We start from the raw sequence: 25247 nt of genomic DNA on the forward strand, positions 1-25247 counted from the left end.
TGCGTGGAACGGAAGCTCCGTTCCGCCTCTCAGCCGTGCGTGGCCGGCCGGGGCTCGTCGGTGCGAGGCGGGTGCGGGCCCGACTCGGCATCCGGCTTCTTCCCCAGCCTGGCTCCCACCCGCGTCTTCATCCGGTCCGCGATGACGTAGAAGGCGGGCACCACCAGCAGGCTGAGCACGGTGGACACGGACAGGCCGCCGAGCACGGCGATGGACATGGGCGCGCGCGTCTCCGAGCCCGCGCCCAGCGCCAGCGCCGCCGGCACCGCCGCCATCATCGTCGCGGTGGACGTCATCAGGATGGGCCGCAGCCGCACCGGGCCCGCGCGCAGCATGGCCTGGAACGCATCCGCCCCGCGCTCCCGCTCCTGCAGCGCGTAGTCCACCAGGATGATGGAGTTCTTCTTCACGATGCCCATCAGCAGCAGCAGGCCAATCATGCTGAAGATGTTCAGCGTGCTGCCCGTGGCCAGCAGCGCGAAGGCCGCGCCCGCCACCGACAGCGGCAGAATGGTGAGCACCGTGACGGGGTGCAGGAACGAGTTGAACTGCGCCCCCAGCACCATGTACGCCACGACGTATAGGCGGGATAGAGGCGCTGTTGAGGGTGAGGGCTGGAGCGGAGGGGCCGAGGAGGGCCGCTGACGGGGCCGCCCGAGCGATGCTCCCGGCCGGTGGACAGACCGATTGAACCCCCTTGGGGTCCACGCCTGCCCAGGCCGCGCTCCCATCAGGTGCGAGGCAGGGGCCGCCGGCCTGGTGGCTGTCTTGCGCCTCAACACCCCGCGGCCTGGGGTGGCCCTCGTGCCGGGGCCAACCACGCACAGGCCGTGGGCAAGCCCAGGTGCTCCAGAATCGCCCGCACCCCGGGGGCCCACTTCACGTACGCCAAGACCCTTAAGCCTGCCTCCACACCTCACGCAGGCGAACACGTCAACATCGGACGACCTCCTCCGCAGCTCTGCCCAGTCCACGTAAGAGTTCACCGTGCCCTGTCGTGCCGGACTCCCTGGGGGGCGTGAAACCTCCAGGCCTCGTGAAATAACTGTGCACTGATTCCACGCCCCCGCTGCGATGGCACGAGGTCGTAGAGGGCGCGCGTATCCGCTTACGTCCGGCCTCACGCTCCCTCCGAGTTGACCGGCGAACGCATCGTCGAGAAGCGCGAACGCGAGCCCCTCCGACATGAGGGTGGCTTGGTGCGAGAGCCAGGCGACGTACCGCTCCGCATCAAGGGGATTCAGAGAGCTGATTCCGTGGTCCTCAAGCGCCGCGGCGCGTCTGTGCTCCCGGTCAGAGAGGTGACTCGGCAAAGGGCAGGGCGTCGTGCCGACACCGCTTCAGCTTCGGGTTTCTCGGCCTTTTCAAGCGAGGAGCCCCTACATCACGCCGCAACCTGGCATGGGCCGCAGGGCAGGCTTGCACCATGGGTGTTCGTTTGATACGCGAAATCCTGCCGGTTCCAGACGGTGTGGCGCGTGATTGTCGCCTCCGCTGCCGGTGCTCCATCCGAATGTTCGGAAAAGCTGGCGGGCTCGCTCGTGCTGCAAGGCGCGGCGTTCCCTTCACTTCGTTCGTCCGTGCTGTCCCCCTGGGGGCGGTGCGGGCGTCTTCTCCATTCGAGGACATGACATGACCATTTCCGTTCGATGCGTGCTGCGGCACCACTTCCGGCACTTCAACGCCCGGACCCTCGTGGATGCAGCGGACGCCTGGGCGGCGCACGCCGATGACGGTGGCAAGATGATGGTGACGCTCGCCGGTGCCATGAGCACGGCGGAGCTGGGGATCTCGCTCGCCGAGATGATCCGCCGCGACAAGGTCCACGCGATCACGACCACGGGCGCGAATCTGGAGGAGGACGTCTTCAACCTGGTGGCCCAGGAGCACTACGTGCGGGTGTCCGATCCCCGCAGCCTCACGGCGGAGCAGGAGGCCGAGTTGCGCGACAAGGGGCTCAATCGCGTGGCAGATACCTGCATCCCGGAAGAGGAGGCAATGCGCAAGGTCGAACGCCCCCTCCTCGAGCTCTGGCAGAGGGCGGAGCGGGACGGGCGCCGCCACTTTCCCCACGAGTACCTCTACGAGTTGCTCCTCTCCGGCGCGCTGGCCGGCTCGTATCAGGTGGATCCCCGTCATTCGTGGCTCCTGGCGGCTGCGGAGAAGCGCCTTCCGATCTTCGTACCGGGATGGGAGGACTCCACGCTGGGCAACGTGTTCGTCGCCAGCGTGATGCGCAAGGAGCTGGAAACCTGGAGTCCAATCCGCGGCGGCGCCGAGTACATGGCGGCCCTCGCCGACTGGTACCGGGAGACCTCCTCGTCCGCGAAGGTCGGCTTCTTTCAGATCGGCGGGGGGATCGCCGGCGACTTCCCGATTTGCGTGGTGCCGATGCTGCGCCTCGATTTGGAGGAGGAGGTCCCCTACTGGTCCTACTTCTGCCAGATCTCCGACAGCACGCCCTCGTTCGGCTCCTACAGCGGCGCACCGCCCAACGAGAAGATCACCTGGCACAAGGTCGACGTCGACACGCCCCGCTTCGTGATCGAGTCCGATGCGACGATCGTGGCGCCGCTGATCTTCTCGTACGTCCTCGACTGCTGGGGTATGCGCCAGAAGACGGGCTGAATGAGCGGCTCTGGAGACCCTGCCGACGTGGTGCTCCGGCTCGGGCTCCACAATCTCTCCGCCATCGACTCGGGCGTGCGGATCGGCTCCGCCGCCCGGGTGCTGCCCGCCAGCACCCGGGGCGCGATTCGCATGGGACACGGCCTGTCATGGCCGAGGTCGACCCCAAGGATGCGCGCATCGCGGAGCTCGCGCGTTAGGTCGAGGCGCTGACTCGGAGGCCCTTCCCCGCCTGCTGCGCACGGAAGGGGCCGCGCCAGATCAGCGCCTCAGTCCGCGGGCGAAGCGTACCCGCGCCGCCCACTCCGGGAAGTCGATGAAGGGGTTGCGGTTCTTCTGGATGGAGAAGATGGCCTGGTTCCGATGCAGCTCCCACTCGGAGGGGAGTTCTTGCTGGTGCCAGCGCAGCAGCGTCTCCAGCCGCTCCTCGGCGAGCTCCGCCGGGCTGTTGATGGCGTTGGGATAGCGGACAAGGAAGTAGAGCGTGGCGCGCGCGGCGGCTCCCTTCCCGGCGCCCGGCTCGAACCGGTTCTGCTCGGCCCGCCCGCAGTCTTGTTGGAAGGCTTCGGTGCTGGGGAACTCGAAGTAGGCATTGTTGCTGCGGAAGCTGTTGCAGCGCATCTCGCAGGCGAACAGGTGGTGCAGGTCTCCGCGCATCGGCTCCCTGGCATTGAACCAGGACTGGGGCACGACGTGCTCGCAGTTGTACGGCAGGGCGGACTCGAGCTGCTCCAGGAAGCCTTCGTCGAGACTCTCTGTAAGTGGCCGCTCCAGGAGCCGTAGCGCACGCTCCCTCTCCACCTCGAGGTCCCTCTGGAGGATCTCCTGGAGCGTGAAGGAGTGGCCCGCCGCCGAGTACAGCGAGCGGAGGAGGAGGTCCTTCTGGCGGTCCACCCATGGGTAGAGCCAGCGGCTCGGCTTGTAAGATGGGCGGACCGCATGCGTCCGTTCGAGGAGGCCGTGCAGGCCGTCATAGAACGCATCCTGGTCGGAGTCCGGCTGCACACCTTCGTAGTAGCGCTCCCGGTCCAGCGCGTCCGCCTCGGCGTCGTAATAGGGGAGGTCCCGCGTCCGCTGGGCTTCCGCGACAGCCTCCGCGACGTCGACCTGTGTCAGGCCCGGTGCCCCAGCCCCCACACCTCCCCCGGGTTGACCTGGCACTGGCGCGGGCACTGCCGGCCCGGGGACGAGCGCGGTCTGGCCATTCCCCGCCAGGGCGGGAACCCCCAGGCGGAGGGTGATGTGGAGCGGAATGGTGAGCGCCAAGGACTCGCCGCGCGGCGCCGGGACGAAGAGGACGGGAGACGGCGGAGGAGGCGAAGGCGGCACCGCCGGGGGGCCCTGGTTGTCCTTCCACGCGTTCGCCCATGGGAGCTGTCCTCCGACGTTCGCCTTCGTGAACAGCACCCCGGCATCGACCACGCGGGAGTCCCGGCTGAGGTCATGGGCGGACACCGCGTAGTTCGCTTCGAGGTACCGGCCCCCGAAGTGGAGCCCGAGCACCTTGCCCGAGCGCGCATCCAAGATGGCCGAGCCAGAGTTGCCTCCGAGCGTCGAGCTGTCGTGCGCGAGCGCCTCCACCATCCGGCCGAAGCTCGAGGTGCGCCGTGCGCCCATGATCTTGCCCGGCTGCAGGCGCTTGACCTGGTAGACGCCCCGGAAGATGCGGTGCTGGAGCGCGGCATCGTTGCGTGGGTCCTGCGCGGGATACCCGATGACGACGACGTCCTGCTCGCGCACCTCGTCCACGTGGCGCGAATCCAGGGAGAGGGGCCTCAGTTCATCAACCCCCTCTACCTCCATCAGCGCCATGTCCCAGTAGGGATGCATCATCAGGACACGCCGCACGCGGAAGGGCGCGGACGCGCTCGAGCCGCGCTCCCGCTTGAAGTCCACCTGCACGTTGTCGAGCCCCGGCTGGAACCGCAGCCCCCGCATCCCCAGCCCCAGCGTGAACAGCTCGGCAACGTGGCGATTGGTCATCAGCAGCCCGCGCCCGACTACGAAACCCGTTCCAACGTACGGCAGCGTCGGGTGCTCGGGAACCTCCACGCGTCCGATGGCGGGAATGGCCGCCTCGATGGGCTTGCGGAACTTCGCGTCATCCAGGGCGCTCCAGGGGGCCCCGGGGCGCAGGTAGCTGCCGTTGATGATGTCGATGACCGGTCTGTTCCGAGGCAGGACGATGGCCTCGAGCGCCCACAGCTCCTCTGGCCGTAGGGTGGACTCCAGACCCCGGGTCACCGCGTGGGCCGCCTTGATGGCATGCTCCAGGACCTCGGCACCTGGCTCGAGCGGGGCGCTGCTTTCCGTCGCCAGCGACTCGATTGTCTCGGCCGAGGGGGCGATCCGCTTCGCGTAGGTCAAGAGCCGCCGCTGCTTCTCCTGCTCGTTCACGCATCCTCTCCCAGGCCTGGCCACCTCATCGGTGGGCGCAAACCCCATGCATGCAGGCAAGGGAGGAGGGGACACCATCACCCTCCAGTGCGTGAGTTGCCCAGAAGCCCAGCGGTGTTGGTGGGGGACGGCTGGCCGGTGTTCTGCGGCGGGCACGCGGCCCTGGAGGAAGAGGGGCTGGGTCCGTGAGCGCGGGCGCTCTGTCTGTCTTCACCCGACCATAGGAGGGGCACTGTTCCAGGGCCACGCGACAGCGCCCCTCGGGCCCCCATCGCTGGCGGCGAAGAAGACGCGCCGACCTACCGCGAATGGAGACCGGGGAACTCTGGCCGCTCGCCTCTGTAAGCGGCTTGCAAGGTCTCCGTCGTGACCAAGGAGCCTCCGGCCCAGGCTGCCCACTCAAGTGACGGTGGAAGGCTGTTCGGAGCGCGTCGGACAGCCCTTCTCAAACCCAGTGTCACAACAAACAAGCCAGGGCGGGGCAGGCCCCGTCAGGGCTTCAGCCCCAGCAGGAACAGGTCGCGGACGCCAGAAGGCACGAGCGTCTTGGGCCCAACGTCGAGGGGGGCGATGAGGCCTCCCAGAAACACCGACGCCCCCGCTTCGTCAACCGACACGCGGTAGCGGTCAATGGCGGTCGACACATCCGGCGGGTGGGCCATGGGAAAGCCCCTCGTCCAGCGGGGATGTCCGTCGACCCGGTCGTACTTCGCGGCGAAGAGGTTGGTATCACTTCCAGGAACGCCGCAGAGCGGCCCGAGGCCGAGGTCATCTCCGTCCTCATACCTCCCAACGACCACCAGGTCGTCGCGGTGGTCCAACGAAATATCCAGCACCTCGCGACCGAGCTGCTTCGCCCAGCGCGCCTCGTTCGCACGGGTGAGCGCGACGACGAAGCCATCCTGCGAGTGCTGGGGGAAGAACGTCTGACCACCGAAGGAGAGCGGCGACATGAAGGTGCCGGTGAGGACCACGCGATTTCCGTGCACTCCCACGCTCTGTGCATAGCCAAGGGTGGTGTCCAACTGTCGCTGCCACAGCCGCGTCCCCGCCGGGGAGAACTTGTTCACGAAGGGAATGACATCCAGCGGCGGATACAGGTCCGTGATGATGGTTCCGGCCATGTAGAGGTTGTCGTCCTCGTCCGTGGCGACGCCGCCTGACTGACCGAAGTACGGCGATTCGACGTAGCTCCACTGGTAGCTGCCCGTTGGCGAGAACCGGAGGAGGACGGGCGCGCTGTCCGCAACGACGCCCTCGGTGTCGAAGTAGATGGCGCCTCGCAGCACACCGGTGACCGCGATGTTGCCATGGCTGTCCGTGAGCATCTTTCGCGCGCCGAAGAAGCTGAAGAACTCCAGCGGATAGGCGACAGACCAGACGTGGCGACCACTCGCGTCGAACGCAGCCAGGAACACGCCCGCCAGGAATTCACCAACGGTGAGCGGGCCCCCGCCCAGGTCGATGCTTCCTTCGAAGGTGCCGGTGACAAGCACGTGCCGCGCTCGGTTCGTCGCGAGCGCCCTCACCTGCGCGGGCACGGTCCGAGCCCACACCCGCTGACCATTGGGTCGGTACTTCGCAAGGATGGAGGCCCGCGTTGTGGACTTCCCCAGTGTCCCCTTCGCATCCGACAACTTGCCCTCGAAGGCCGCGGCGATGAAGAAGTTTCCGTCTCCATCATGTGCCACATCGGCTGCCACCTCCTCGCTCGGACCGGTGAGTCGCTGTGCCCACCGGGTCGCGCCAGACAATTCCCGAGGACTGGAGTCCGAGCTGTGCGCCTGTGCTGTGGTGGCTGGCACGACGTCCACGGGCGCTTCGTTCCCAGCGCCACATCCCAGGAACAGTACGGCGAGCACCGTGAGGCTCCATCGCATGAGCTGTCGCATGGCATTCTCCTCGCTGGCTTCGCGTCCTGGCCGTAGCCGTCCGCGATATGGGCTCATGCTGGCGCGGAACGAGGACTCGGGACAGGGACCTCTGGCTCCACGACTTTGCGCTGTCCTGTACGAAATGGATGGACCGCAGCGCTATCAATGACGCAACGGAAGAAGCAAACCGTGTCGGCTTAGAGCATGTACCAATGCGTCAGACTGGCCGCATCACGGAGGCGCGACCGGCCCCGGGGGCCGGCCCGGGATGTGCTCAAGCGCTCCGTGACGCGATGAGTGCGAGGTTGCGCGGGGACAGGCGCGGGTCGAAGAGCTGGAGGAGCTCGACCTGGAAGCCCGATTCCTCCAGGAGGATCGCGCGATCAAGCAGGAGCACGACCTCCAACGCCCTCGCGAAGCGGTCCCTCAGCAGATGGCAGAGCAAAAGGTCCCGTGTCTCGGCGCGAACGGACACCTCGAAGGCATTGAGCTCGGCGTCCGTCATGCGGGGATCGAGGCCCAGGCGCTCCAGGCGGTCGCGTGCGTAGACGGCGAAGCGTTCGGCGTAAAGCGCCCGGGGCGCGTCCCCTGCTCTCACGAAGCCGCGTTCGGGAAAGTGCCGCCTCGATAGGAGATCGAATGCGAAGCGCCACGCATACACCCGCTTCATCCGCGCGAATTCCACCTCGGTCTTGTGATGCCGTCCCCGCGTCGTCAACGCCAGCGCATGCGGGGTGAAGGGCAGCGGATGCTCGCTCCCGAAGCGGGAGACGGGGTAATCCCGCGGGACCTCCAGCTTGTCGTAGCAGCAGCCGATGTTCAGGACGAAGCCCGCCCCCTGGCTCTTGCGGATCTGCGTGAGGGCGAGCGGCCCGCAGGTGTGCAGACCGATCGAGGCCCGGTCCCGGCCGGAGAAGAGCGGATCGAGCTGTGTCTGGAGCCCGTCCTCGACGGAGGCCTGGATGAAACACAGCGTGTCCCCACCTGGGGGATGGGTTCTCGTCAACCACCGTCGGCCCTTGTCCTGCAACGCGGCGTCCCGATCGATGCTGTGGAAGGTCCACCCGAACGTTCGCGCACAGAGGCGGGCGAGATGTCCCATGCCGCCGCCAATATCGACCGCCTCGTGGATGAAGCGCGTTCTCGGCGCGAGCAGGGCGAGCACCCGCTCGAGCTCGTGGGTCTTCTTGGCGCTGAGGCCCTGCGTCTCCGCGACAGTCAGTGCGTGAAGGCCCTCGTGCCATGGCAGCGCCGTCAGTTCCTGGAGCGCGCCCAGGAGTGCGCTCAGGGCCGGAGGCGGGACGCCCGAGAGCGCCCCCTGGTCCAGCCGCTGCTCGCCCGCTTCATCGAGCGACCGGGCATAGGCCAGCCAGTCCTCGGGATAGGCGGCGCCGGACCCGGGCCAGCCCTGGAGGATGGAGCGGGACCAGAGCGGGGACCAGGGCCGGAGTTGGTGCGTGAGCGCTTCGAGTCGCGCCTGGAAGTCCATGTCGACGCATCCTATGCGCCGCTGCTCCGCCGGTTGGGGATGACGGTGCCGATGTCCCAGGACCTGGCGGCGATTCAATCATCTCGTACTTCCCCCGTCAGCGGTCCTTCGCCGTCAACAGCGCCTCGAATTCTCCGAGGCGCCACCACCCCCGGAGGCATCACGGATTGAGGATGTGGACCTCGACGGCCAGTGGCGCATTTCGGTGGATGGCGACCAGGTCCTGCCCGCTCCCGAACAGCTCGAGGCCAAACAGGCTCGGGTCATCCCATCGGACCCTCTCGAACGTCCAATCCCAGTTCGCGGGATGCAGTGCGGTGCCCGTCTGCGACACGAAGCTGGAGAAGCCGCTCGCCCCGGACACGGCATTGGAGCCGCGACGACTGGGCGGCAGGTCAGGCCATCTCGCGACGCTTGCGCGCCCAGGTCTCGAAGCTCATGGGCGAAAGGCCATAGGACCGCGCGATCTCGGGCCGCGCCAGCACCGGGGCGACGTTCATGTACGTCAGGCCTTGCGCCACGCCAGGATGCAGGCCGGCTGCGACGGCCTCCTCGACCGTGCTGACCTGGACGATGTACTCCTTGCCGTCGAGGCGCGAGAGGACCTCGGCGATCTGAGGAAGCGTGAGCAGGTCACTCGCGAGCTGCAGCGTCACTCCGTTGAACGTCGCGGGATTGTTGAGCGCCGCCGCGGCCGCCTTGCCGATGTCCTCTGGCGCGACCAACGCGATGGTTTGATCGGTTCTGATCACCGTGAGCAACCGGCGCCCGTCGACGAAGCCAGCCGGATCCAACATCGGATGATCCATGAAGGTGGCGGGCAGGATGAGGGTCCAGTGCTTGAATCCCGCGCTGCGGACGAGGTCGCAGGTGGCAAGCTTGTTCTCCCAGTACGTCTCGTGCGACTTCCAGCGCCCCTCCGCCCAGCCCTCGACGTTGCGGTGGTCGCCGACACCGGAGGTCGCGGTGTGCACGAACGTTTCGACACCTTCGGCAAGCGCGGCCTCGACGAGGTTCCTCCCTTGCTGGAGTTCCTTGCTGTAGTCGACGCCGGTCGTGGAGATGATGGGGGACTGCATCGAGAAGACCGCCCGTGCCCCAGCGCAGGCCGCGCGCAACGAAGCCGGATCGTCGAGGTCCCCGACGACCACCTCGGCGCCAGCCGCCGCGAGGGCCTTCGCGTTTGGCTCCTTGGGATTGCGCACCATCACACGCACCGGGGTGCTGCCTTCGGCCAGCAGCGCCCGGGCGGTGGCGCCGCCCTGACGCCCCGTGGCAGCGGTGACGAGAACGCATTCGTTGCTGCTCATGGACCGCTCCTTTGTAAGTGGGGGACCCCACCGTTTATTCTCGTGGTTAGATATGGAGGGGGACCCCATTTGTCAACGCGGGTTCTCGTGAGGAGGCGGTCGCGGTGGAGCATGTGAAGCCGTTGCGAGCGGACGGGCGGCGCAACCGGGAGCGGATTGTCGCGGTCGCCGCGGAACTGGTCGGCAGGGATGGTGCGCAGGTGTCGCTCGAGGAGATCGCTCGGCGGGCGGGGGTAGGCTCGGCGACCCTGCACCGGCACTTTCCCTCGCGGCAGTCGCTGTTGGAGGCGGTATTCCGCGATGGCGTCGCGCAACTCTGTGCGCGGGCATCCTCGCAACCGGGAGAGGATCCCGCCGCCGAGTTGGCCGTCTGGCTCGAGGACTTGACGATCTACACGGCGACCCACCGCGGGCTTGCCGCAGCGCTGTTGACCGGCCCGGATGGCCTTACGGCTGAGGAGGTCTGCTCCACCGACAAGCTGCTCGATGTGTTGAGCGTTCTGGTGGCGCGGGCGTCATCGGCAGGCGCGATTCATGCTCGTGCCACGACGGAGGACCTGCTGATGCTGGCGAACGCGATTGCCGTCGCCAACGAAGACGATCCGCTCACTGCGAGCCGGGTGCTGCGCCTCGCGCTCACCGGCATCCGGCCGTGAAGGCAGGGAGCGCGGCGGTCTGGTCTCCCGCTTGAGGACGCCCTTCTCGGGGACGCCGGAGTGATTCTGTCGGCGGGTGGACAGGCCGCGTTGCCTTTTGGGGGGACACGCGGCCCTGTCCGCGCTCCCAGGCGGTGCGCGGCAGGAGCCTGGCTCGCTTGGCTGGGATAGCTCGAGCCTCAACACCACGCGGCCTGGGGCCAGCTCATCGAAGCGCGCGCAGAGTGAAAGGTCAGACGGTTGCGGCCTTGCGTGGCTTCTTCGGCCACGCAGGGCGCTCTGCTCGCGGACCTACCTGACGGGGATCAGGTGACTTCGCGCGTCAGCTTGGAGTCCCACGGGCACCAGTGACCGCCCGGGAGGAATGCACCGCCCGCCTCGTCGAGGTGGTCTTCCACATACGTCATGTTGGCATCGCAGACCTCGATGGCCATCGAGAAGAAGCGGATGGTGCTCGGGTCCAGGTGGAAGGAGAACTTCGGGTTGTAGGCCGCGGCCCGCTTGATGATTCGTCCGTGGACGTGGACTTCGTTCCGCTCCTCGCCAGAGAGAATCTTCCGTGCATGTGCAATCGTCTTCTCGTCAGCCAACTCGATGATGAACTCCAAGTTGGGCTGGGAGTGCTGCGTGAAGGCGAATCGTACCGTGTTTGCCATTGCAAGGCTCCTTGGGTAAGGGGGCCCCATATAGGCGATTGTCCTCACTCGCTTGTATCACCTGCCGGTAGCGGTGGTGTGTCTTGAATGCGGCATCGTGAGGTGTGTCATCTGAGGCAGTCGCATGGGGCGGGGTGTCAGCCTCGCGAGAAGGAGTTCGTGCTCGCGGCGTTGCGCTCCACCCTGGCGGCGAAGGCTCCGCGCTGCGATGGAGTGGGAGCGCCCGAGGCCTGGGCCGGGTTGGGGCGGCCTCCGAGAACCGGCAGGCCGCCTGCGCGATGGGTTGGCGAGGCGTCAGTGACTCGCGACCCGCGGCTTTGGCACGGGCAATACCCAGATCTCCCGGCCGAGTTGCCCATCCAGTGCCGTGAAGTAGATGAAGTTGCCCGCGCGCAGCAGGTCCTGCGGATAGGAAGAGGCGGGGCCCGGGACGATGTCCTGCAGGAGCTTGGTGCCGCTCGGCTGTCCGTTGCTCACCCAAAGCTCGTGGCCGTGCGCTTCATCGAAGGCGTAGAAGACGACGCGGTCGTCATCGGTGGGGACCGGCGTGGGCGGTCGGAGGTCCGGAGAGACGATGAGTGGCTGGTACAGCAGCTTCGTTCCCTGGGGGGTGGCATCGGTCCGCCACAGCTGGACGTCGAAGGGGGCGGGGCTGCCGATGTCGTAGAAGAGCGTGAAGTAGAGTTTTCTCTCGGTCGCCGTGGACGTGGCGACGAAGATGAAGAAATCGAAGGGAAGGTCGGCGTAGGGGTTGGGGATGCTCGCGACGAGATTCGAGCGCGGGTGGCAGGAGGGGTCCGGGTCGAGCTTGCGAATCTCCGTCACCGTGAAGCCCGGTGTGAAGGTGGCGAAGTAGAGGCGCTCCTTGAACAGGGCGAAGATTTGCGCTTCCGAGCCCTGGGGGCCGGGAACGGTGTCCTCGACCAGCTCCGTGCCCTTGGCCGTGCCATCGCTGCGCCACACTTCACGGCCGTGCACGCCGTCGTCCGCGGAGAAGTAGAGCACCCCCTCCGCTTGCGTCAGGCTCCGGGGGAACGAGGAGGCTGCACCCGGGTTGATGTCCTTGACGAGGCGGGTTCCGGAGGCGCTGCCGTCACTCACCCAGAGCTCCACTCCGGTGTCGGGCACCCCGAGGCTCATGAAGAGGCGGTTGCCCACGCTCGCCAGGTCAAAGGGCCCGTTCACGGTGTCCCTCGGTCCCAGGTTCTTCACGCGCACCGTGCCGGCCGAGGTGCCATCACTGCGCCACAGCTCCAGGTTCTCGGCGGCGATGAGGGTGGGCCGGACCGACCGGAAGAAGTAGAGCTTGTTGCCCACCGCGATGAAGTCCGCCAGGGAGGCGGTGCCGCCCTCCGGGGCGAGGTCCTTCACCTGACGCGTGCCCGCAGTGGTGCCATCACTCACCCACAGCTCCGCGCCGTGTTCCATGAATCCTTCGGTGAAGAAGAGCTGCTGGCCGACGACGGTCAGCCGTCCGGGAGAATCGTCCAGGTGCTTCACGGGGACAGTGCTCGCTGTCGTGCCCGCGCTCCGCCACAGCGCGCCCTGGTCCGCCTCGAAGTCGAAGGCCGAGAAGAAGAGCTTGCCGCGGAAGGACACCAGATCCGTTGGCGACGGGCCACCCAGCGGGTCCGGGAATGGCCCCGGGGGAGGCGGGTAGATGTCCTTCAACAGCGTGGCGGGCCCCAACTTCGGGAGTGGGGCATCCCAATGCGCGGTGGCCTCCTCGGGGACGTGTTCCTCGGAGAGCGATGCCTCTGGAAGAGGCCCACCGCATCCCGCGGTTGCCAGACAGACCCATGCCACTTGCCACCATGCACGCATGATTTCCCCTCGTTCTCGGGTGGGCGACAGCCCCGATGGCGATAAGTCCGGAGCAGAGCCGCGGCCAGGGGGAGCGCCGGGTTCCTGGTCGCAAATCTTCAGCAGGTCCAGTCGCGCTCACTTCCATCGCCTCGTGATGCTTCGTTGATGGATGAGAACGCGACGCAGGCTCCCGCATGCGGGCGACGGCTCCCGCGAGCATGTGTCCTTTGGACGGTGCGGTGCTCTCGGCCCGGACTACCGCGTCGTGGAGCTGGGCTTCCTCGCGCCGCAGGCCACGTTCACCGGGGGGGCGCTGGACTCGCTAGCCCGATGGCCGAGTACGTCATTCCCTGGCGCACACGGTTGCCTGCCTCCCCGGGGCCGGGCTTGCGCGGGCGAATCGCTTCCCCTGGACACCGCCCGTGCGTATCACTGGCCTTCGTGCGTACGCCCATCGACCGATACCTGCCGCCGCGCCCCGACACTTCCTCCGCCGTCACGCCCCAGCGTGGGCGGGTGGTGGTCATCGCGCCCACGCGCGCCGCGTGCGAAACCATCGAGCTGGCGCTCGGGTTGGAGCTGCGCACGTATCTGGAGGAGCACCACGGCGAGCGCCTCCGAGAGCTGGCCCGGAGCGGGCAGGGGTTTGGCATCGTCGCGGGCACTGGCACGGGCAAGACGCTCGCCATCCGCCCCATCGCGGAGGAGCTCGTGGGCCGGCGGCCCCTGCGGGTGGCGGTGGTCAACCGCGAGCGGGAGGCCACCGCGGAGGCGCCGCTCGCGGACGTGGTCATCGTCACCACCGGCATCGCGCGGCGCTGGTTCCAGGGCGGCGCCATCCGGCGCGAGGACACGCTCATCGTGGATGAGATCCACCAGACCTCCGCCGAACTGGAGCTGTGCCTGGCCCTGGGCAAGCGCGTGGGTTGCCGCTTCATCTGGCTGTCCGCCACCGTGGACCCGGCCTTCTACGCGCGCTACCTGGACAGCGCGGACGTGCTCCAGGTGTCCTCCTTCGACCCGAGGAAGGCGGCCCGGGTGGAGGTGGAGCGTCGTCAGCCGCTGTCCTTCCTCGACGAGGACTTCCTGCGGGACGTGCAGCAGCAGGGGCGCGGCGTGGGCGTGTTCCTGGCCACGCGCGCGGGCGTGGAGGAGGCGGCGGCCCACGTCCGCGCGAACGCGCCGGAGCTCCACGCGGCGCACTACCACGGCGGCGAACCGCTGCGCGCCATCCGTCCCTTCCTGGAGGGCACGGCGCCCCGGCCCTTCGTCCTCGCGATGACGGCGGCGGGGCAGAGCGCGCTCAACGTGCCAGGGCTGGACACGGTCGTCATCGACGACATGCGCTTCACGAACCTGGTCGAGCGCGGCCGCAACGTCCTCACCCGCGTGCACCTGGGCAACAACGAGCTCTTGCAGATGGCGGGGCGCGTGCACGGGCGGGTGGAGGGCGGGCGTGTCTTCATCATGAGCGACCGGCCGCTGCACTTCGCCTCGCTGCGGCCCACCGAACCCGAGTTCCAACTCGCGGGCGAGCCGGAGCGGGTGGCGCTCACCGCCGCGGCCCTGGGCGTGCGGGCGGATGAGTTGGACCTGCCCGTGCCGCTGGACCGCAATGCCTATCGCCGGGCGCTCGCGAAGTTGCAGGCGCGCAACATCGTGGACGCGGAAGGACGGCTGTCCGACTACGGCCGCGCGGTGGAGGCCCTGCCGGTGGAGCGTCCGTGGGCGGAGCTCATCGTCAACGCGGAGGACGCGCTGCTGCCGTTGCTCGCGGTGTGCAGCTCGGTGGAGTCGCTGCACCGGATGACGCGCGAGGAGCGGAACCTGGACGGGCTGCTCGTGCCCGGCAGCGACCACCTGACCGCGTACAACCTCTACGCCGAAGCCTTCCGTGAAGCGGGCACGGTGGGGGAGGTGCAGGGGCTGCCGCGCCACGTCTTCCATGCGGAGAAGCTCGCGGCCTGGGCGGAGGTGCGTGGGGTGCTGGTGAAGGCCCTGGAGGACGCGGCGCTCGCGATGGCGAGCGTGTACCGGAGCGTGGGGCTGGCGCTGCCCGCGCGCATGCCCTTCGCGAACCCGCGCGTCTCCCAGCGCTTCTGCGACCTGCTCGCACGCTTCATGCCCTTCGACCTGGTCATCGACGAGCGCACCGCCTGGGGCGAGGTCGCGCGCGTGTCGAAGACGAGCGTGTGTGGCAACCTGGGCGCGGTGGCGGGCACGCTGCGCTACTTCGCCGGCCGCAACGGCGACTCACAGGCCGGCATCGAAGGCACCCAGTTACCCCAGGCCCTGCTGCGCCGCTACGCACGCCGTCACTCGGCGGCGCCGGTGTACGACATGCGCTTCCGCTCGGTCGTGCTCGAAACGCGGGTGGACTACTTTGGCTTCGAGCTTGAACGGGAAGTGGAGGTGCTGCGCGCCTGGGGGCCGGAGCTCGCCAAGGCGGCCCGGCACGCGCTCGCCGAGGCGCTGGCGCAGGGCGAGGTACCCCATCCCGCGGTGGACCGTCACCGGGTCGCCATCGACGAGGTGCGCGAGCTGTGGCGACGCTCGGGAGGGACCACCGCGCCGCTGGGGTTGCCGGAGCTGACCGCGCTCTACGAGGCGCAACTGGAGGGGGTGGACACGCTCGACGACTTCAAGGCGCGCCCGCTGCGGCTCGAACTGGACGCGCTGGTGCCGCCCGCGACGCGCCAGGCGCTCCTGTCGCTCCCGGACGCCGTGGTGGTGCGCGAGCAGGAGGTGCCGCTCGAGTACGACGTGGAGATGCTGTCGGACGGAGCCCAGCGAGGCGTGGCGCGGCTGCACCTGCCGGAGAAGCTCGCGCGCACGCTGGTGGAGGAGGAGCTGCCGCTGCTCGACCGCCCCCAGCGCTTCAGCGTGGCCCGGGGCCGGCGGGGCGTGCTCGAGGCTCGCTCGCTCCTCGAACTCCAGGAGCTGCTCGACCGGCCCTGGATGCCGGACGAGATCGCCGAGGCCACCCGTGAGCGTCCACTCCCGCGACAGGACCGGGAGCGCGGCGCCCCCAGGCCTGGGGGGCACCGGGGCCATCACGGCAAGGCACCCAGGGATGGAAGACGGAAGGGCGGCGGCGGGCGGCGGCGCTGACCTGACGCACGGGCAGGGCGCTCACCACGCATGGCGGTCCGGCCAGCTCCGGACGGGGGATATCGCTCGTCGAGCACCTCATGGGTGAAGCGCATCTCGATGCCCTTCGGCTTGACGACGACATGGGCCGAGTCACTCACCCGCTCGCTGTCGGAACGCACCAGGCGTCACGCCCACGCTTCGCTTGAAGGCCTTGCCGAAGGAACTCTCCGTCTCGTAGCCCACGGCGCGCGCCACCTCCGCCATCGACCGGTGCCGCTCGCGCATCAGCCCCATGGCGCGATGCATCCGCCACTGGGTGAGGTACGCCAGCGGCGCTTCGCCCACCAGGGAGCGGAAGCGCTCCGCGAACACGGAGCGGGACATGCTGGCGATTCGAGCGAGTCCCTCCAGTGTCCACGGCGCTTCCGGCTTCTCGTGCATTCGCTGCAACACCGCGCCGATGCGCGGGTCCACCAGGGCGCGCAGCCAGCCGTTCTCGCCGGAGGACGACGCCATGTGCGCTCGGAGCGCCTGCACGAAGAGCACGTCTGCGAGCCGGCTGACCACCGTCTCGTAGCCTGGCTGCTTCGCCTCGACTTCAGCGGCCACGAAGCGCAGCGTGGGCTCCAGCCAGCGCGGCGTCGTCTCCGCGTCGCCCTTCACGTGCAGCAGCGTGGGTAGGTGCCTGACGAGCGGGCTGTGCGTCTCGCCCTCGAACGTGAACGAGCCCACCACCAGCGTCACCGCGGCGCCCCCTCCGCCGTAGTGGAGAATGCCCCCGCATCGCATAGGGCCGCGCGTCGCGTACACCTCCGCGATGGGGAGCGCCCGCGTGCCCTTCCTGTCTCGAAGCGCGAAGCGCACGCCCGCGGGGATGAACACGAAGTCTCCGCCCGCGAGGGACAGCTCCTGGTCGTCCGTGGACAGCAGGCAGTTGCCTCGCATCACCGCGTAGAAGAGCGGGAACGGGCACCCGTCGACGCGCATGCCCCATGGCGCGGTCATCTCGTAGCGGGCGTCCACGCGGCTTCGCAGCCGCACGCCGCGCAGCGCATCCGCGAGGACGTCCAGTCCCGGCAGCTGGGCTCCGGACGATTGGACGAGAGAAACGGACTTCTGGCGCATGTTCGTCCTTTCCACGAAGACTATAGGTTCAGGCGCATCCTCACAGGAGACACAGCGCCATGAAAGCCATCCAACTGCGTGAGTTCGGCGGCCCCGAGCAACTTCGTCTCGAAGAAGTGCCCATTCCGACGCCGGGCGACCACGAGGTCCGCCTCCGGGTCCATGTCGCCGGGCTCAACTTCACCGACCTGGGGCAGCGGGAGGGACGGCTGCTCGGCACGCCTCCACTGCCCTTCATTCCCGGGCTGGAGGCAGCGGGCGTCATCGACGCAGTGGGCAGCGCCGTCCAGGGCCTCGCGTCGGGGATGCGGGTCGTCGCGCTCCTGCCGAACCAGGGGGCCTTCGCGGAGTACGCGCTCGCACCCGCGTCGGCGCTGCTCCCGATTCCAGCGGCCGTGTCCTTCGAGCAGGCGGTGGCCCTGCCCTCGCAGGCGCCCACGGCTCTGCTCGGCCTGCGCGTGGGCGCGCGCCTCCAGGCGGGAGAGTCCGTCTTCATTCCCTCCGCTGCGGGCGGGGTGGGCACGCTGCTCGTGCAACTCGCCAGGACGCTGGGGGCCTCGCGGGTCATCGGCGGCGCGAGCAGCGAGCCCAAGCGCGCCCTCGTGACGAGGCTCGGCGCGGACGCGGCGGTGGACACCACGCAGCCGGACTGGCCCGCACGGGTGCGGGAAGCCACGGGCGGACGTGGAGCGGATGTCGTCTTCGTCTCCGGAGGGGCGGAGGCCGGCGCGCGTGGCCTCCAGGCCCTCGCGGCCCGGGGCCGGCTGGTGCTCTTCGGCGCGGAGAGCATGTTCGACTCCCAGTGGAGCCGAGAGCAGATGATGGGACTGGTCGCCCAGAACCAGTCCATCGTCGGCTTCGCCACCTTCACCCTCCCCCTGGAAGAACGTCAGGCGGCGCTGCGCGAGGCGCTCTCCCGCGTCGAGGCGGGAGCCCTGCGGGTCGTCGTCGGACAGACATTCCCCCTGGCGGACGTGGCGAGCGCCCATCAAGCCCTGGCGGCGAGGACGACCACCGGCAAGGCCATCATCCACGTCGGAGCATAGGAAGGATTGAAGGCCAGTTGAGAGGTGGCGGACTGGACCGCAAGGGCGGAGGAGGGCCGCAGACCGCGCCGCCCGAGTGGCTGTCCCTACGCTCCCTTCAATCGCAACGAGATATCGCTGACCGAAGTCGCCAACGGCGAGGTCCAGCCCATCATCTTCCAGCCATGCCCTCTGGAGTCCCTCCTTCATGGGACGATACCTCACGGCCGCGCTGGAGATCCGCTCCACCGCGCGGCACGGACTGCTGCTAACTTCGCTGATGGGCCCACTACCTCCAGGACAGACCGCTGATGGCACATCGTCCCTCCAGACCTGGGTTCGCTCGGCCGACGGAGGTGCTGGAACTCCTCGCACGGCAGGGCGAGCTCGCGCGGAATCCCAAGCAGTGCTTCCAGTTCATGGCGGGATGCTGTGCCCTCATCCAGGCGTGGCTCCCACCCGTCGCACAACAGGCCCTCCAGGTCGCCAGGCGCTACTGGAACCAGCAGACCAGTGAAGCCGAGCTGACCGCCGCACGCGTCCGTTGCTGGAGGCACCTCGACGCGAGCAAGGCGGGCTCCGACCTCCTCGACCGGAAGACCTGCGCGGTTCGGGCCGTGATTTGCTGCCTCTATCCCTTGACGACAGACGAATATATCACGGAGGTGCTGCGGACCTTCCTGGAGTTCTTCGACACGGTCGAACAGCATCGAACCGAACAGGTCCGCATCCTGGAAGAGGTGTTCGCCGAGCAGCTCGCGTACCACGACTGGCTTTGACCCTAACAGCCTCTAACAAATGTCAGGACAGAGGCGACGCAGGAGCATGAGGCAGCAGCCGAGGACGAGGAAGCCGAAGTGGACGTCGTCCCTGCGCTCGTCGCGGACTCGAAGTCGGCGGAGCTGGTTATTCCAGGCCAGAGTGCTGCGCTCCACCACTTATCGGTAGCGCCCGAGCCGCTCTTTGGACTCAATACCCGGACGTGTGATGCGCGGGGCGATGCAGGCTGGCGGGGCTCCCTTCGGTTCTTCCTGGAGGCCGTGGTCCGGAGTAACGAAGGGCCCTGTCAGGAGGAAGTGTCCGAGGCGGTGAATTTCCGTGACATGTTTTGGAGTCACTACTGCCGCTTCAGTTCATCCGCACGGAGGGTCGCCTCAAGCGCATCCGCCAATGGGCAGTCTACGACTCCAGCTTCCTTCGCGGCATCACGGAGCACCTTGGCCTTATCCTGGGGGTTGATATTTACAATAGCAGCCCAGAACATCTGGCCATCCGAAGTCCGGGCGCGCTCGGCAGCCCACGAGGCCGCCCTTGTCAGGATCTCCTCCTCGGCAATTGGAAGCTCGCGCGCCTTCGAGCGCTCCACTGCATGACACGCATCCTCCATGTCTCGCTTGTAGCTACCACATGCAGTGACAAGCGCGACGGCAAGCCCCCCAAGGAGCGGTCGAAACATCATTCGAAAGTTCATAGCCACGCAGGCTAACAGCACGTCCACTCCAGATAAATAGCATCACATCCGCCCCCCGCGTCGTGCGCGAGTGGAGCCATGGCACACGGTCCTGGTGGAGCGGCGCGACAGCCTCCGGGTGGGATTGGCGACCGCGCCAGGGGACGCCTCAATCGAGGCCGCGGTGGCCACCGACTTGCTGAAGCTATTTTGAGCCCACAACCGATGAAGCAATGAGAGGCGGCTTCTGGGCCGCGACAACTCAGCAGAGCCGAATGCTTGCAGTAGGCGGATTGGTTTCCGCGATTGTGATGACGATGATGGTGCTGATTCCACCTGCCACACCCTCTATCTGCCGAAAGTCGGCCTCTTGGAGGGTTCGGAGCGTCTCACGCTGGAGGCTGAGCTTGCGCATGGGTTCTGTGGCCTTCTGCTTCTTCTTCGACTCGACCATGGAGACACCTCCGAGAGAGCAGGGGTTGATGATGGAGCACGCCGCATTCTTCCCTGATTGACACTCCGAGAACAGAGCATGGGAAGGATGGAAGGCCTGTTGAGAGGAGGCGGAGTGGAGCGCAGCGGTGGAGGACGCTGGGGGCGGCGCGATGTGGGCCCGCCTGCTGAAATGCATGTGGGTTTGGCGCTACGCGCGAGGGGGGCTCTATTTTTGCTGTCCGCGGCTGAGGGGAAATGCGCTCTGGATTCGTTCCCTGTGGGCAGTACCAACGTCAAGCAGGAGCTCTCGAGCATGAAACCTTTCAGAATGAGGCCGCTACTGGCAGTCCTGTCAGTGCTGGTCGTATCCCTCGTGGGATGCGGGGTGCCAGAGGAAGAGTCCCGCGCCTCTTCTAGCGCCGAGTCCCAGGCACTGGCCGGTCCATATGATGCCTGGATTGCCCGCCACGGGCTCACCACCGCCCAATATCAGACGGAGTTCAATACGTGGGTGGGGCAGGGCTATCGTCTCTCCTATGTCAGCGGTTACGAAGAGGGGGGCAGTGCCCGTTACGCGGCCATCTGGGAGCAGACGAGCGGCCCGGCCTGGCGGGCCTTCCACGGGCTGACTTCCGCGCAGTATCAAACCACCGTCGTCAATCAAAATGCGCAGGGATACCGACCGGTGGTGGTCAACGGGTACAGCGTCGGAGGCGTGGCCTACTTCGCGGTCATCTTCCACGTGGACAGTGGTGCCGCGTGGGTGGCCCGCCATGACCTGAGCGCGTCCCAGTACCAGACGGAGTTCAACACCTGGGCAGGGCAGGGCTACCGGCTCGTGCACGTGAGTGGCTACACGTCCGGTGGCGCGGAGCGCTACGCGGCCATCTGGGAGCAGACGAGCGGTCCGGCCTGGCGGGCCTACCACGGGCTGACCGCGTCCCAGTACCAGTCCACGTTCAATACCAACGCGGCCCAGGGTTACCAGCTCGCGAAGGTCAGCGGCTACAACGTGGGCGGCACGGACCGGTACGCGGCCATCTTCCATGTTTCATCGGGGATTCCGACCGCCGCGCGTCATGGGCTCTCCGCCGCCGCGTATCAACAGGCCGTGACGGACCTCAAGAACCAGGGATATCGCCCCGTCCTGGTGGCGGCGCACAACAATGGGAGCCAGCCCGAGTTCGCCCTGATCTGGCAGAACCTGACGTTCAGCGCGGCCGACCTGCAGCACATTGACGATACCGTCCAGCAGGCGATGACCAGCACGAACACCGTCGGGCTGTCGCTGGCCATCACCCGCCACGGACGCCTCGTGTTCGCCAAGGGGTATGGCCTGGCCGACCGAACCAGCAGCACCCCGGTCAACACCTCCCACCGCTTCCGCGTCGCCAGTGTGTCCAAGCCGATGACATCCATCGGCATCATGCGGCTGATTGAAAGCGGCCAGATCCGGCTGACGGACCGAGTCTTCGGCAGGGGTGGATTGCTCGGTGAGACGTTCGGCGCGCAGAGCACCTACGCGGACAACCGCGTCCTGAACATCACGGTCCAGCACCTGCTCGAGCACACCGCGGGCGCATGGGACAATGACGGCGCCGACGGCACGGGCGACCCCATGTTCATGAACACGGGCATGACGCACGCCCAGCTCATCCAATGGGTGTTGCAGAACGTGCCGCTCGAGTTCGCGCCTGGGACGACGTACCAGTATTCGAACTTCGGCTACAGCGTCCTCGGCCGCATCATCGAGCGGGTCACGGGCATGACCTATGACGCCTATATGCGCGCCAACGTGTTCGCGCCCAGCGGCGCCATCAGCTTCGCCGTGGGGGGCGATACGTTGAGCGCGCGTCTGCCGAACGAGCCCGTCTACTACCAGCTTGGCACGGGGGCCTTCAGCCCGTATGGCATGCCGGTGCGTCGCATGGATGCGCACGGTGGCTGGGTCGCCACGCCCATCGATTTGCTGCGTGTCGCCGTGCGCGCGGATGGGTTCTCCACCGTTTCGGACCTGCTGAGCGCGAGCTCACTCACCACGATGACCACACGCACGACGGCGCTCGACACCTTGGGCAACTCCGTCAACTACGCCAAGGGCTGGTCGGTGAACAGCCTCCCCAACTGGTGGCACGGCGGCTACATCCCGGGCACCCGGGCCCTGTTGGTGCGCACCGATGACCGCTATGGGCCCAGCCGCTCCGAGGAGTTCACCTGGTCCGTCATGACCAACTCCAACAATAGCTCCGGCTCGGGTACGCCCGACATCAACCTCGACAGCCTCATGTGGAACGTCGTGAACGGCGTCGGCGCCTGGCCCGCGCACGACCTGTTCTAATCAGGGCCTCCACCGGATTTTCCGGGAGGGCTCGTAGGACCGGCGGGGCTCGCAAAGGCCTCCGCCGGTCCGTGATGCAGCTCACTGCCAATCCCGCATGCAGCCGACCTCGAAGCCCTGTCGCTTCTGACCACGCGCCTCGTGGAGACGGGGAAGCGGAAGAGGCGCGCGAGCGGATGGACGGAGCACCAAGACCGCCGCGACGGGAGACTGAGAAGCAAGACTCCCCGGCAGCGCGCGCCAGCGGATGATTTCATCCGGGTAGAATTGACTTGGGTTTTCACCCGGGTAATATCTGGCCATTCTCGAACCTCCGGCACCTGGGATGACCACGCCTTCGACCACCTGGACCGCCTTCGCGGGACAGCGCCTGATTGCCTCCGGCCCTCCGGCTGACGTCATCCTCGCGGCCCGCCGCGCGCTGGACACCGGGGAGTCCGCGCCCCTGTTGCTCTTCGACGACACCACGGGCCGGACCGTGGACTTCCACCTGCGTGGCTCGCGCGAGGAGCTACTGGCCCGCCTTCAGCCCGCGCCTGCCCCCACGGAAGAAGACACCGGGCCTCGGAGCCCCGGCAGGCCGAGACTGGGCGTGGTGGCGCGCGAGGTGACCCTGCTTCCACGGCACTGGGAGTGGTTGGCCACGCAACCGGGTGGTGCCTCCGTCGCGCTGCGCAAGTTGGTGGAGGCCGCGCGCGCGAGCAGCGGCGACACCGACCGGCGCCGTCAGGCCCAAGTCGCGGCGGACCGCTTCATGACCACGATGGCCGGCAACCTGCCCGGCTACGAGGAGGCCGCCCGTGCGCTCTACGCCGGGCACCGCGCCCGGTTCAATCAGTGGACGCGAAGCTGGCCGGACGACCTCAGGAATCACGCGCGCCGGCTGGCCGCGCCCGCGTTCGGAAAGGTGACGCCATGAGCACGACGTCCAATCGCCAGTGGGTGCTGAAGACCCGTCCTCGGGAAGCGGTGTCCGACGACTGCTTCGAGTGGCGCGAGGGCCCCGTGCCCACGCCAGGCCCGGGTGAGGCGCTGGTCCGCGTCACCTGGCTCGCCATCGAGCCCACCCAGCGCACCTGGCTCAATGCGAATGCGACGTACATCCAGCCCGTCGCGCTCGGCGAGGTGATGCGGGGCGCAGGCGTGGGCATGGTCATCGCGTCCCGAACTGAGCGGCTGGCGGTGGGTGACTGGGTGGCGGGGCTCACCGGCTGGCAGGACTACGTACTGACCGGCGACGCGGGGCTCTTCGGCCTCAACAAGGTACCGGACGGCGTCGCTCCGAAGGCGATGCTGAACCTCTATGGCGCGAGCGGGCTGACGGCGTACTTCGGCATCACCGACGTGGGCCGCGTTGCGCCGGGAGAGACAGTCCTGGTGTCCGCCGCCGCGGGCAGCGTGGGCTCCATCGCGGGTCAGGTGGCCCGGCTCCGGGGCTGCCGTGTCATTGGCATCGCGGGAGGGCCGCACAAAGCCGAATGGGTCACCCGCACCGCGCGCTTCGATGCCTGCATCGACTACAAGTCTGAAGACATCCAGGCGCGGCTTCGCGCCCTGGCGCCCCAAGGCGTGGACGTCGTCTTCGACAACGTGGGTGGCCACGTCCTGGAAGCCGCGCTAGACCACCTTGCCCGAGGCGCGCGGGTGGTGCTCTCCGGCAGCGTGGCCTCGGGATACAAGGACGGTGACTACGGCACCGCGCCGCGCAACTACATGCAGCTCGGCTTCAAGCGAGCGCGGATGGAGGGCTTCATCTTCCTCGACTACGTCTCGCGCTTTCCTGAGGCTTTTCGCGAGCTGGCGGCTTGGGATGCCCAGGGCGCGCTCCATTGCGCGGAGTCCATCGCGGAAGGCTTGGAGCAGGCCCCCTCTGCCCTGCGAGGACTCTTCGAAGGCCGCAACGTGGGCAAGCAGCTCGTGCGCGTCACCTCAATTCCCTGTTCGAGCTCGCCCCCCCGCGCTCGATGAGACCGGAGGCAACTCGCAGGCTGCTGAATCAGCAGTCTGCGTTGGGGCTTTCTCAGGGGCAGCCCGCGGTGGCGGGCGGTCCTCGCGGCCTGTGCGGAGGCGCGAGCGTCACTCCTGGGTCAGGGTTCGGAACACGGCCGGCAGCTCCTGGTCCCCCAGCCCCGCGCTGACGGCTCGCTTGTAGTTGTCGAGCAGTTCCTTCGGGAAGCGTGCGCTGATGCGGGCGTCCTGGCTCAGCCGGACGATGTGTTCGATTGCGGCGGCGTGGGTGTTGAGACTGCACTGGTCGCCTGAGAAGTCATTCTTCTCGACCATTCCCTGCGCGGCGTCGGCGGTGACGGAAATCAGGCCGAGAAAGGAGTTCTTCTGGGCGAAGAAAGCCTTCGGGTCCAGGCCTTCCGCCTTGCACATGGCCGCCGCGTGCAGGAACGCCAGGGAGCCGCCGTAATAGGCCTCGAGAATCGCGCAGTCGAGCGTCGCGGCAGCGCCAATCTTCTCGTCGACGTACACGGAGTTCTTGGCAATCGCCTGGAGGGTCTCGGCGTGCCGGTCGAAGACGCCGCGTGACCCGGCGTAATAGACGGTCGCGTACTCGGTGGCGACGAAACTCGGGTAGGCGAGGATCGCGGCATCCAGGTAGTCCACGCCGTGGGCCTGGGCCCACGCCAGCCCCTCGCGCGCGTCCGCGGGTGAGCCGCTGGTGAGCTGAACGAGCGTCGTTCCAGCCAGTGCCGCCGCGACGCCCTTCTCGGAGAACACCTCGGCGGCGGCGGCGTAGTTGGAGAGGGAGACGACGACGAGCTCGCGTCCCGAGACGGCCTCGACGAGGCTGTCGAAGGCACGGGTGCCACCACCGACAGCGGTGGCCTTGCTGGGAGTCCTGTTCCAGACCGCGACGTCGTGGCCCGCCGAAGCGAAGGCTCGCGCCAGTGCGCTTCCCATGAGACCACAACCCACCACCGCCATCTTCGCTGAACGAATCGAGTGCATGTGCAAG

The 25247-nt window shown here is 67.8% G+C and carries 19 protein-coding genes and 1 pseudogene; 8 read left to right on the forward strand and 12 right to left on the reverse strand.

Annotated features, from left to right (window positions below; translation table 11 throughout):
• Window positions 1-29: 29 nt before the first annotated feature.
• Window positions 30-575 (reverse strand): annotated as a pseudogene (locus OZ403_RS10850) (efflux RND transporter permease subunit); the annotation flags it as partial.
• Window positions 576-1632: 1057 nt separating this feature from the next.
• On the opposite strand from OZ403_RS10850, the gene OZ403_RS10855 reads away from it, so the two are divergent.
• Complete coding sequence (locus tag OZ403_RS10855; protein ID WP_268784138.1) at window positions 1633-2628, forward strand: deoxyhypusine synthase family protein; 996 nt, start codon at window positions 1633-1635, stop codon at window positions 2626-2628.
• A 261-nt stretch (window positions 2629-2889) separates the two neighbouring features.
• On the opposite strand, the gene OZ403_RS10860 is transcribed toward OZ403_RS10855, so the two are convergent.
• The 5 genes from OZ403_RS10860 to OZ403_RS10880 all read right to left on the reverse strand — a co-directional run bounded on the left by OZ403_RS10860 (window position 2890) and on the right by OZ403_RS10880 (window position 9698).
• A complete protein-coding gene (locus tag OZ403_RS10860; RefSeq protein WP_268784139.1) occupies window positions 2890-5025 on the reverse strand; it encodes an endonuclease in 2136 nt (711 codons plus the stop codon).
• 491 nt (window positions 5026-5516) lie between these two features.
• Window positions 5517-6917 (reverse strand): hypothetical protein, encoded by a 1401-nt coding sequence (locus tag OZ403_RS10865; protein WP_237081101.1) that lies wholly within the window; start codon window positions 6915-6917, stop codon window positions 5517-5519.
• A gap of 256 nt (window positions 6918-7173) precedes the next feature.
• Complete coding sequence (locus OZ403_RS10870; protein ID WP_268784140.1) at window positions 7174-8388, reverse strand: methyltransferase; 1215 nt, start codon at window positions 8386-8388, stop codon at window positions 7174-7176.
• 160 nt (window positions 8389-8548) lie between these two features.
• Complete coding sequence (locus OZ403_RS10875) at window positions 8549-8752, reverse strand: hypothetical protein (RefSeq protein WP_268784141.1); 204 nt, start codon at window positions 8750-8752, stop codon at window positions 8549-8551.
• Window positions 8753-8783: 31 nt separating this feature from the next.
• Window positions 8784-9698 (reverse strand): NmrA family NAD(P)-binding protein, encoded by a 915-nt coding sequence (locus OZ403_RS10880; protein WP_140789306.1) that lies wholly within the window; start codon window positions 9696-9698, stop codon window positions 8784-8786.
• A gap of 104 nt (window positions 9699-9802) precedes the next feature.
• Between OZ403_RS10880 and OZ403_RS10885 the strand changes: the two genes are divergently transcribed.
• On the forward strand, window positions 9803-10354 hold the full coding sequence (locus OZ403_RS10885) for a TetR/AcrR family transcriptional regulator (protein ID WP_140789308.1): 552 nt from the start codon (window positions 9803-9805) through the stop codon (window positions 10352-10354).
• Window positions 10355-10659: 305 nt separating this feature from the next.
• Here OZ403_RS10885 and OZ403_RS10890 read toward each other — a convergent pair whose 3' ends face one another.
• Window positions 10660-11010: a BP74-related protein gene (locus OZ403_RS10890; protein WP_140789310.1), complete on the reverse strand. Its 351-nt coding sequence runs from the start codon at window positions 11008-11010 to the stop codon at window positions 10660-10662.
• Between the two features lie 294 nt (window positions 11011-11304).
• On the reverse strand, window positions 11305-12834 hold the full coding sequence (locus OZ403_RS10895) for an ELWxxDGT repeat protein (protein ID WP_268784142.1): 1530 nt from the start codon (window positions 12832-12834) through the stop codon (window positions 11305-11307).
• Between the two features lie 423 nt (window positions 12835-13257).
• Here OZ403_RS10895 and OZ403_RS10900 point away from each other — a divergent pair, with 423 nt between their 5' ends.
• Window positions 13258-15927 (forward strand): DEAD/DEAH box helicase, encoded by a 2670-nt coding sequence (locus OZ403_RS10900; protein ID WP_268784143.1) that lies wholly within the window; start codon window positions 13258-13260, stop codon window positions 15925-15927.
• 132 nt (window positions 15928-16059) lie between these two features.
• Here the strand turns inward: OZ403_RS10900 and OZ403_RS10905 are convergent, their stop codons facing one another.
• A complete protein-coding gene (locus tag OZ403_RS10905) occupies window positions 16060-17034 on the reverse strand; it encodes an AraC family transcriptional regulator (protein ID WP_268784144.1) in 975 nt (324 codons plus the stop codon).
• A gap of 59 nt (window positions 17035-17093) precedes the next feature.
• Here OZ403_RS10905 and OZ403_RS10910 point away from each other — a divergent pair, with 59 nt between their 5' ends.
• Together OZ403_RS10910 and OZ403_RS10915 are read left to right on the forward strand one after the other, a co-directional pair.
• Window positions 17094-18080, forward strand: coding sequence for a quinone oxidoreductase family protein (locus OZ403_RS10910; protein ID WP_268784145.1), 987 nt, complete (start codon window positions 17094-17096; stop codon window positions 18078-18080).
• A gap of 290 nt (window positions 18081-18370) precedes the next feature.
• The gene (locus OZ403_RS10915; RefSeq protein ID WP_268784146.1) at window positions 18371-18838 is read left to right on the forward strand and encodes a hypothetical protein; all 468 of its coding nucleotides are present in this window, start codon (window positions 18371-18373) and stop codon (window positions 18836-18838) included.
• Window positions 18839-19176: 338 nt separating this feature from the next.
• Here the strand turns inward: OZ403_RS10915 and OZ403_RS10925 are convergent, their stop codons facing one another.
• Together OZ403_RS10925 and OZ403_RS10930 are read right to left on the reverse strand one after the other, a co-directional pair.
• Entirely contained in the window at window positions 19177-19425 is a 249-nt protein-coding gene (locus OZ403_RS10925; protein ID WP_140789324.1) for a hypothetical protein, read from the reverse strand.
• Between the two features lie 346 nt (window positions 19426-19771).
• A complete protein-coding gene (locus OZ403_RS10930) occupies window positions 19772-19963 on the reverse strand; it encodes a hypothetical protein (protein WP_140853609.1) in 192 nt (63 codons plus the stop codon).
• Between the two features lie 213 nt (window positions 19964-20176).
• On the opposite strand from OZ403_RS10930, the gene OZ403_RS10935 reads away from it, so the two are divergent.
• The 3 genes from OZ403_RS10935 (at window position 20177) to OZ403_RS10945 (ending at window position 24250) form a co-directional block, all read left to right on the forward strand.
• Window positions 20177-22282 (forward strand): serine hydrolase, encoded by a 2106-nt coding sequence (locus OZ403_RS10935; protein ID WP_328285519.1) that lies wholly within the window; start codon window positions 20177-20179, stop codon window positions 22280-22282.
• 325 nt (window positions 22283-22607) lie between these two features.
• Complete coding sequence (locus tag OZ403_RS10940) at window positions 22608-23201, forward strand: DUF2239 family protein (protein ID WP_140853611.1); 594 nt, start codon at window positions 22608-22610, stop codon at window positions 23199-23201.
• On the forward strand, window positions 23198-24250 hold the full coding sequence (locus OZ403_RS10945; protein ID WP_268784148.1) for an NADP-dependent oxidoreductase: 1053 nt from the start codon (window positions 23198-23200) through the stop codon (window positions 24248-24250). The genes OZ403_RS10940 and OZ403_RS10945 overlap by 4 nt, the downstream gene beginning before the upstream one ends.
• A gap of 108 nt (window positions 24251-24358) precedes the next feature.
• Here the strand turns inward: OZ403_RS10945 and OZ403_RS10950 are convergent, their stop codons facing one another.
• A complete protein-coding gene (locus tag OZ403_RS10950; protein ID WP_268784149.1) occupies window positions 24359-25240 on the reverse strand; it encodes an NAD(P)-dependent oxidoreductase in 882 nt (293 codons plus the stop codon).
• Between the last annotated feature and the right edge of the window lie 7 nt (window positions 25241-25247).

The organism is Myxococcus sp. NMCA1, from assembly GCF_026810205.1.
GTDB lineage: Bacteria > Myxococcota > Myxococcia > Myxococcales > Myxococcaceae > Myxococcus > Myxococcus xanthus_A.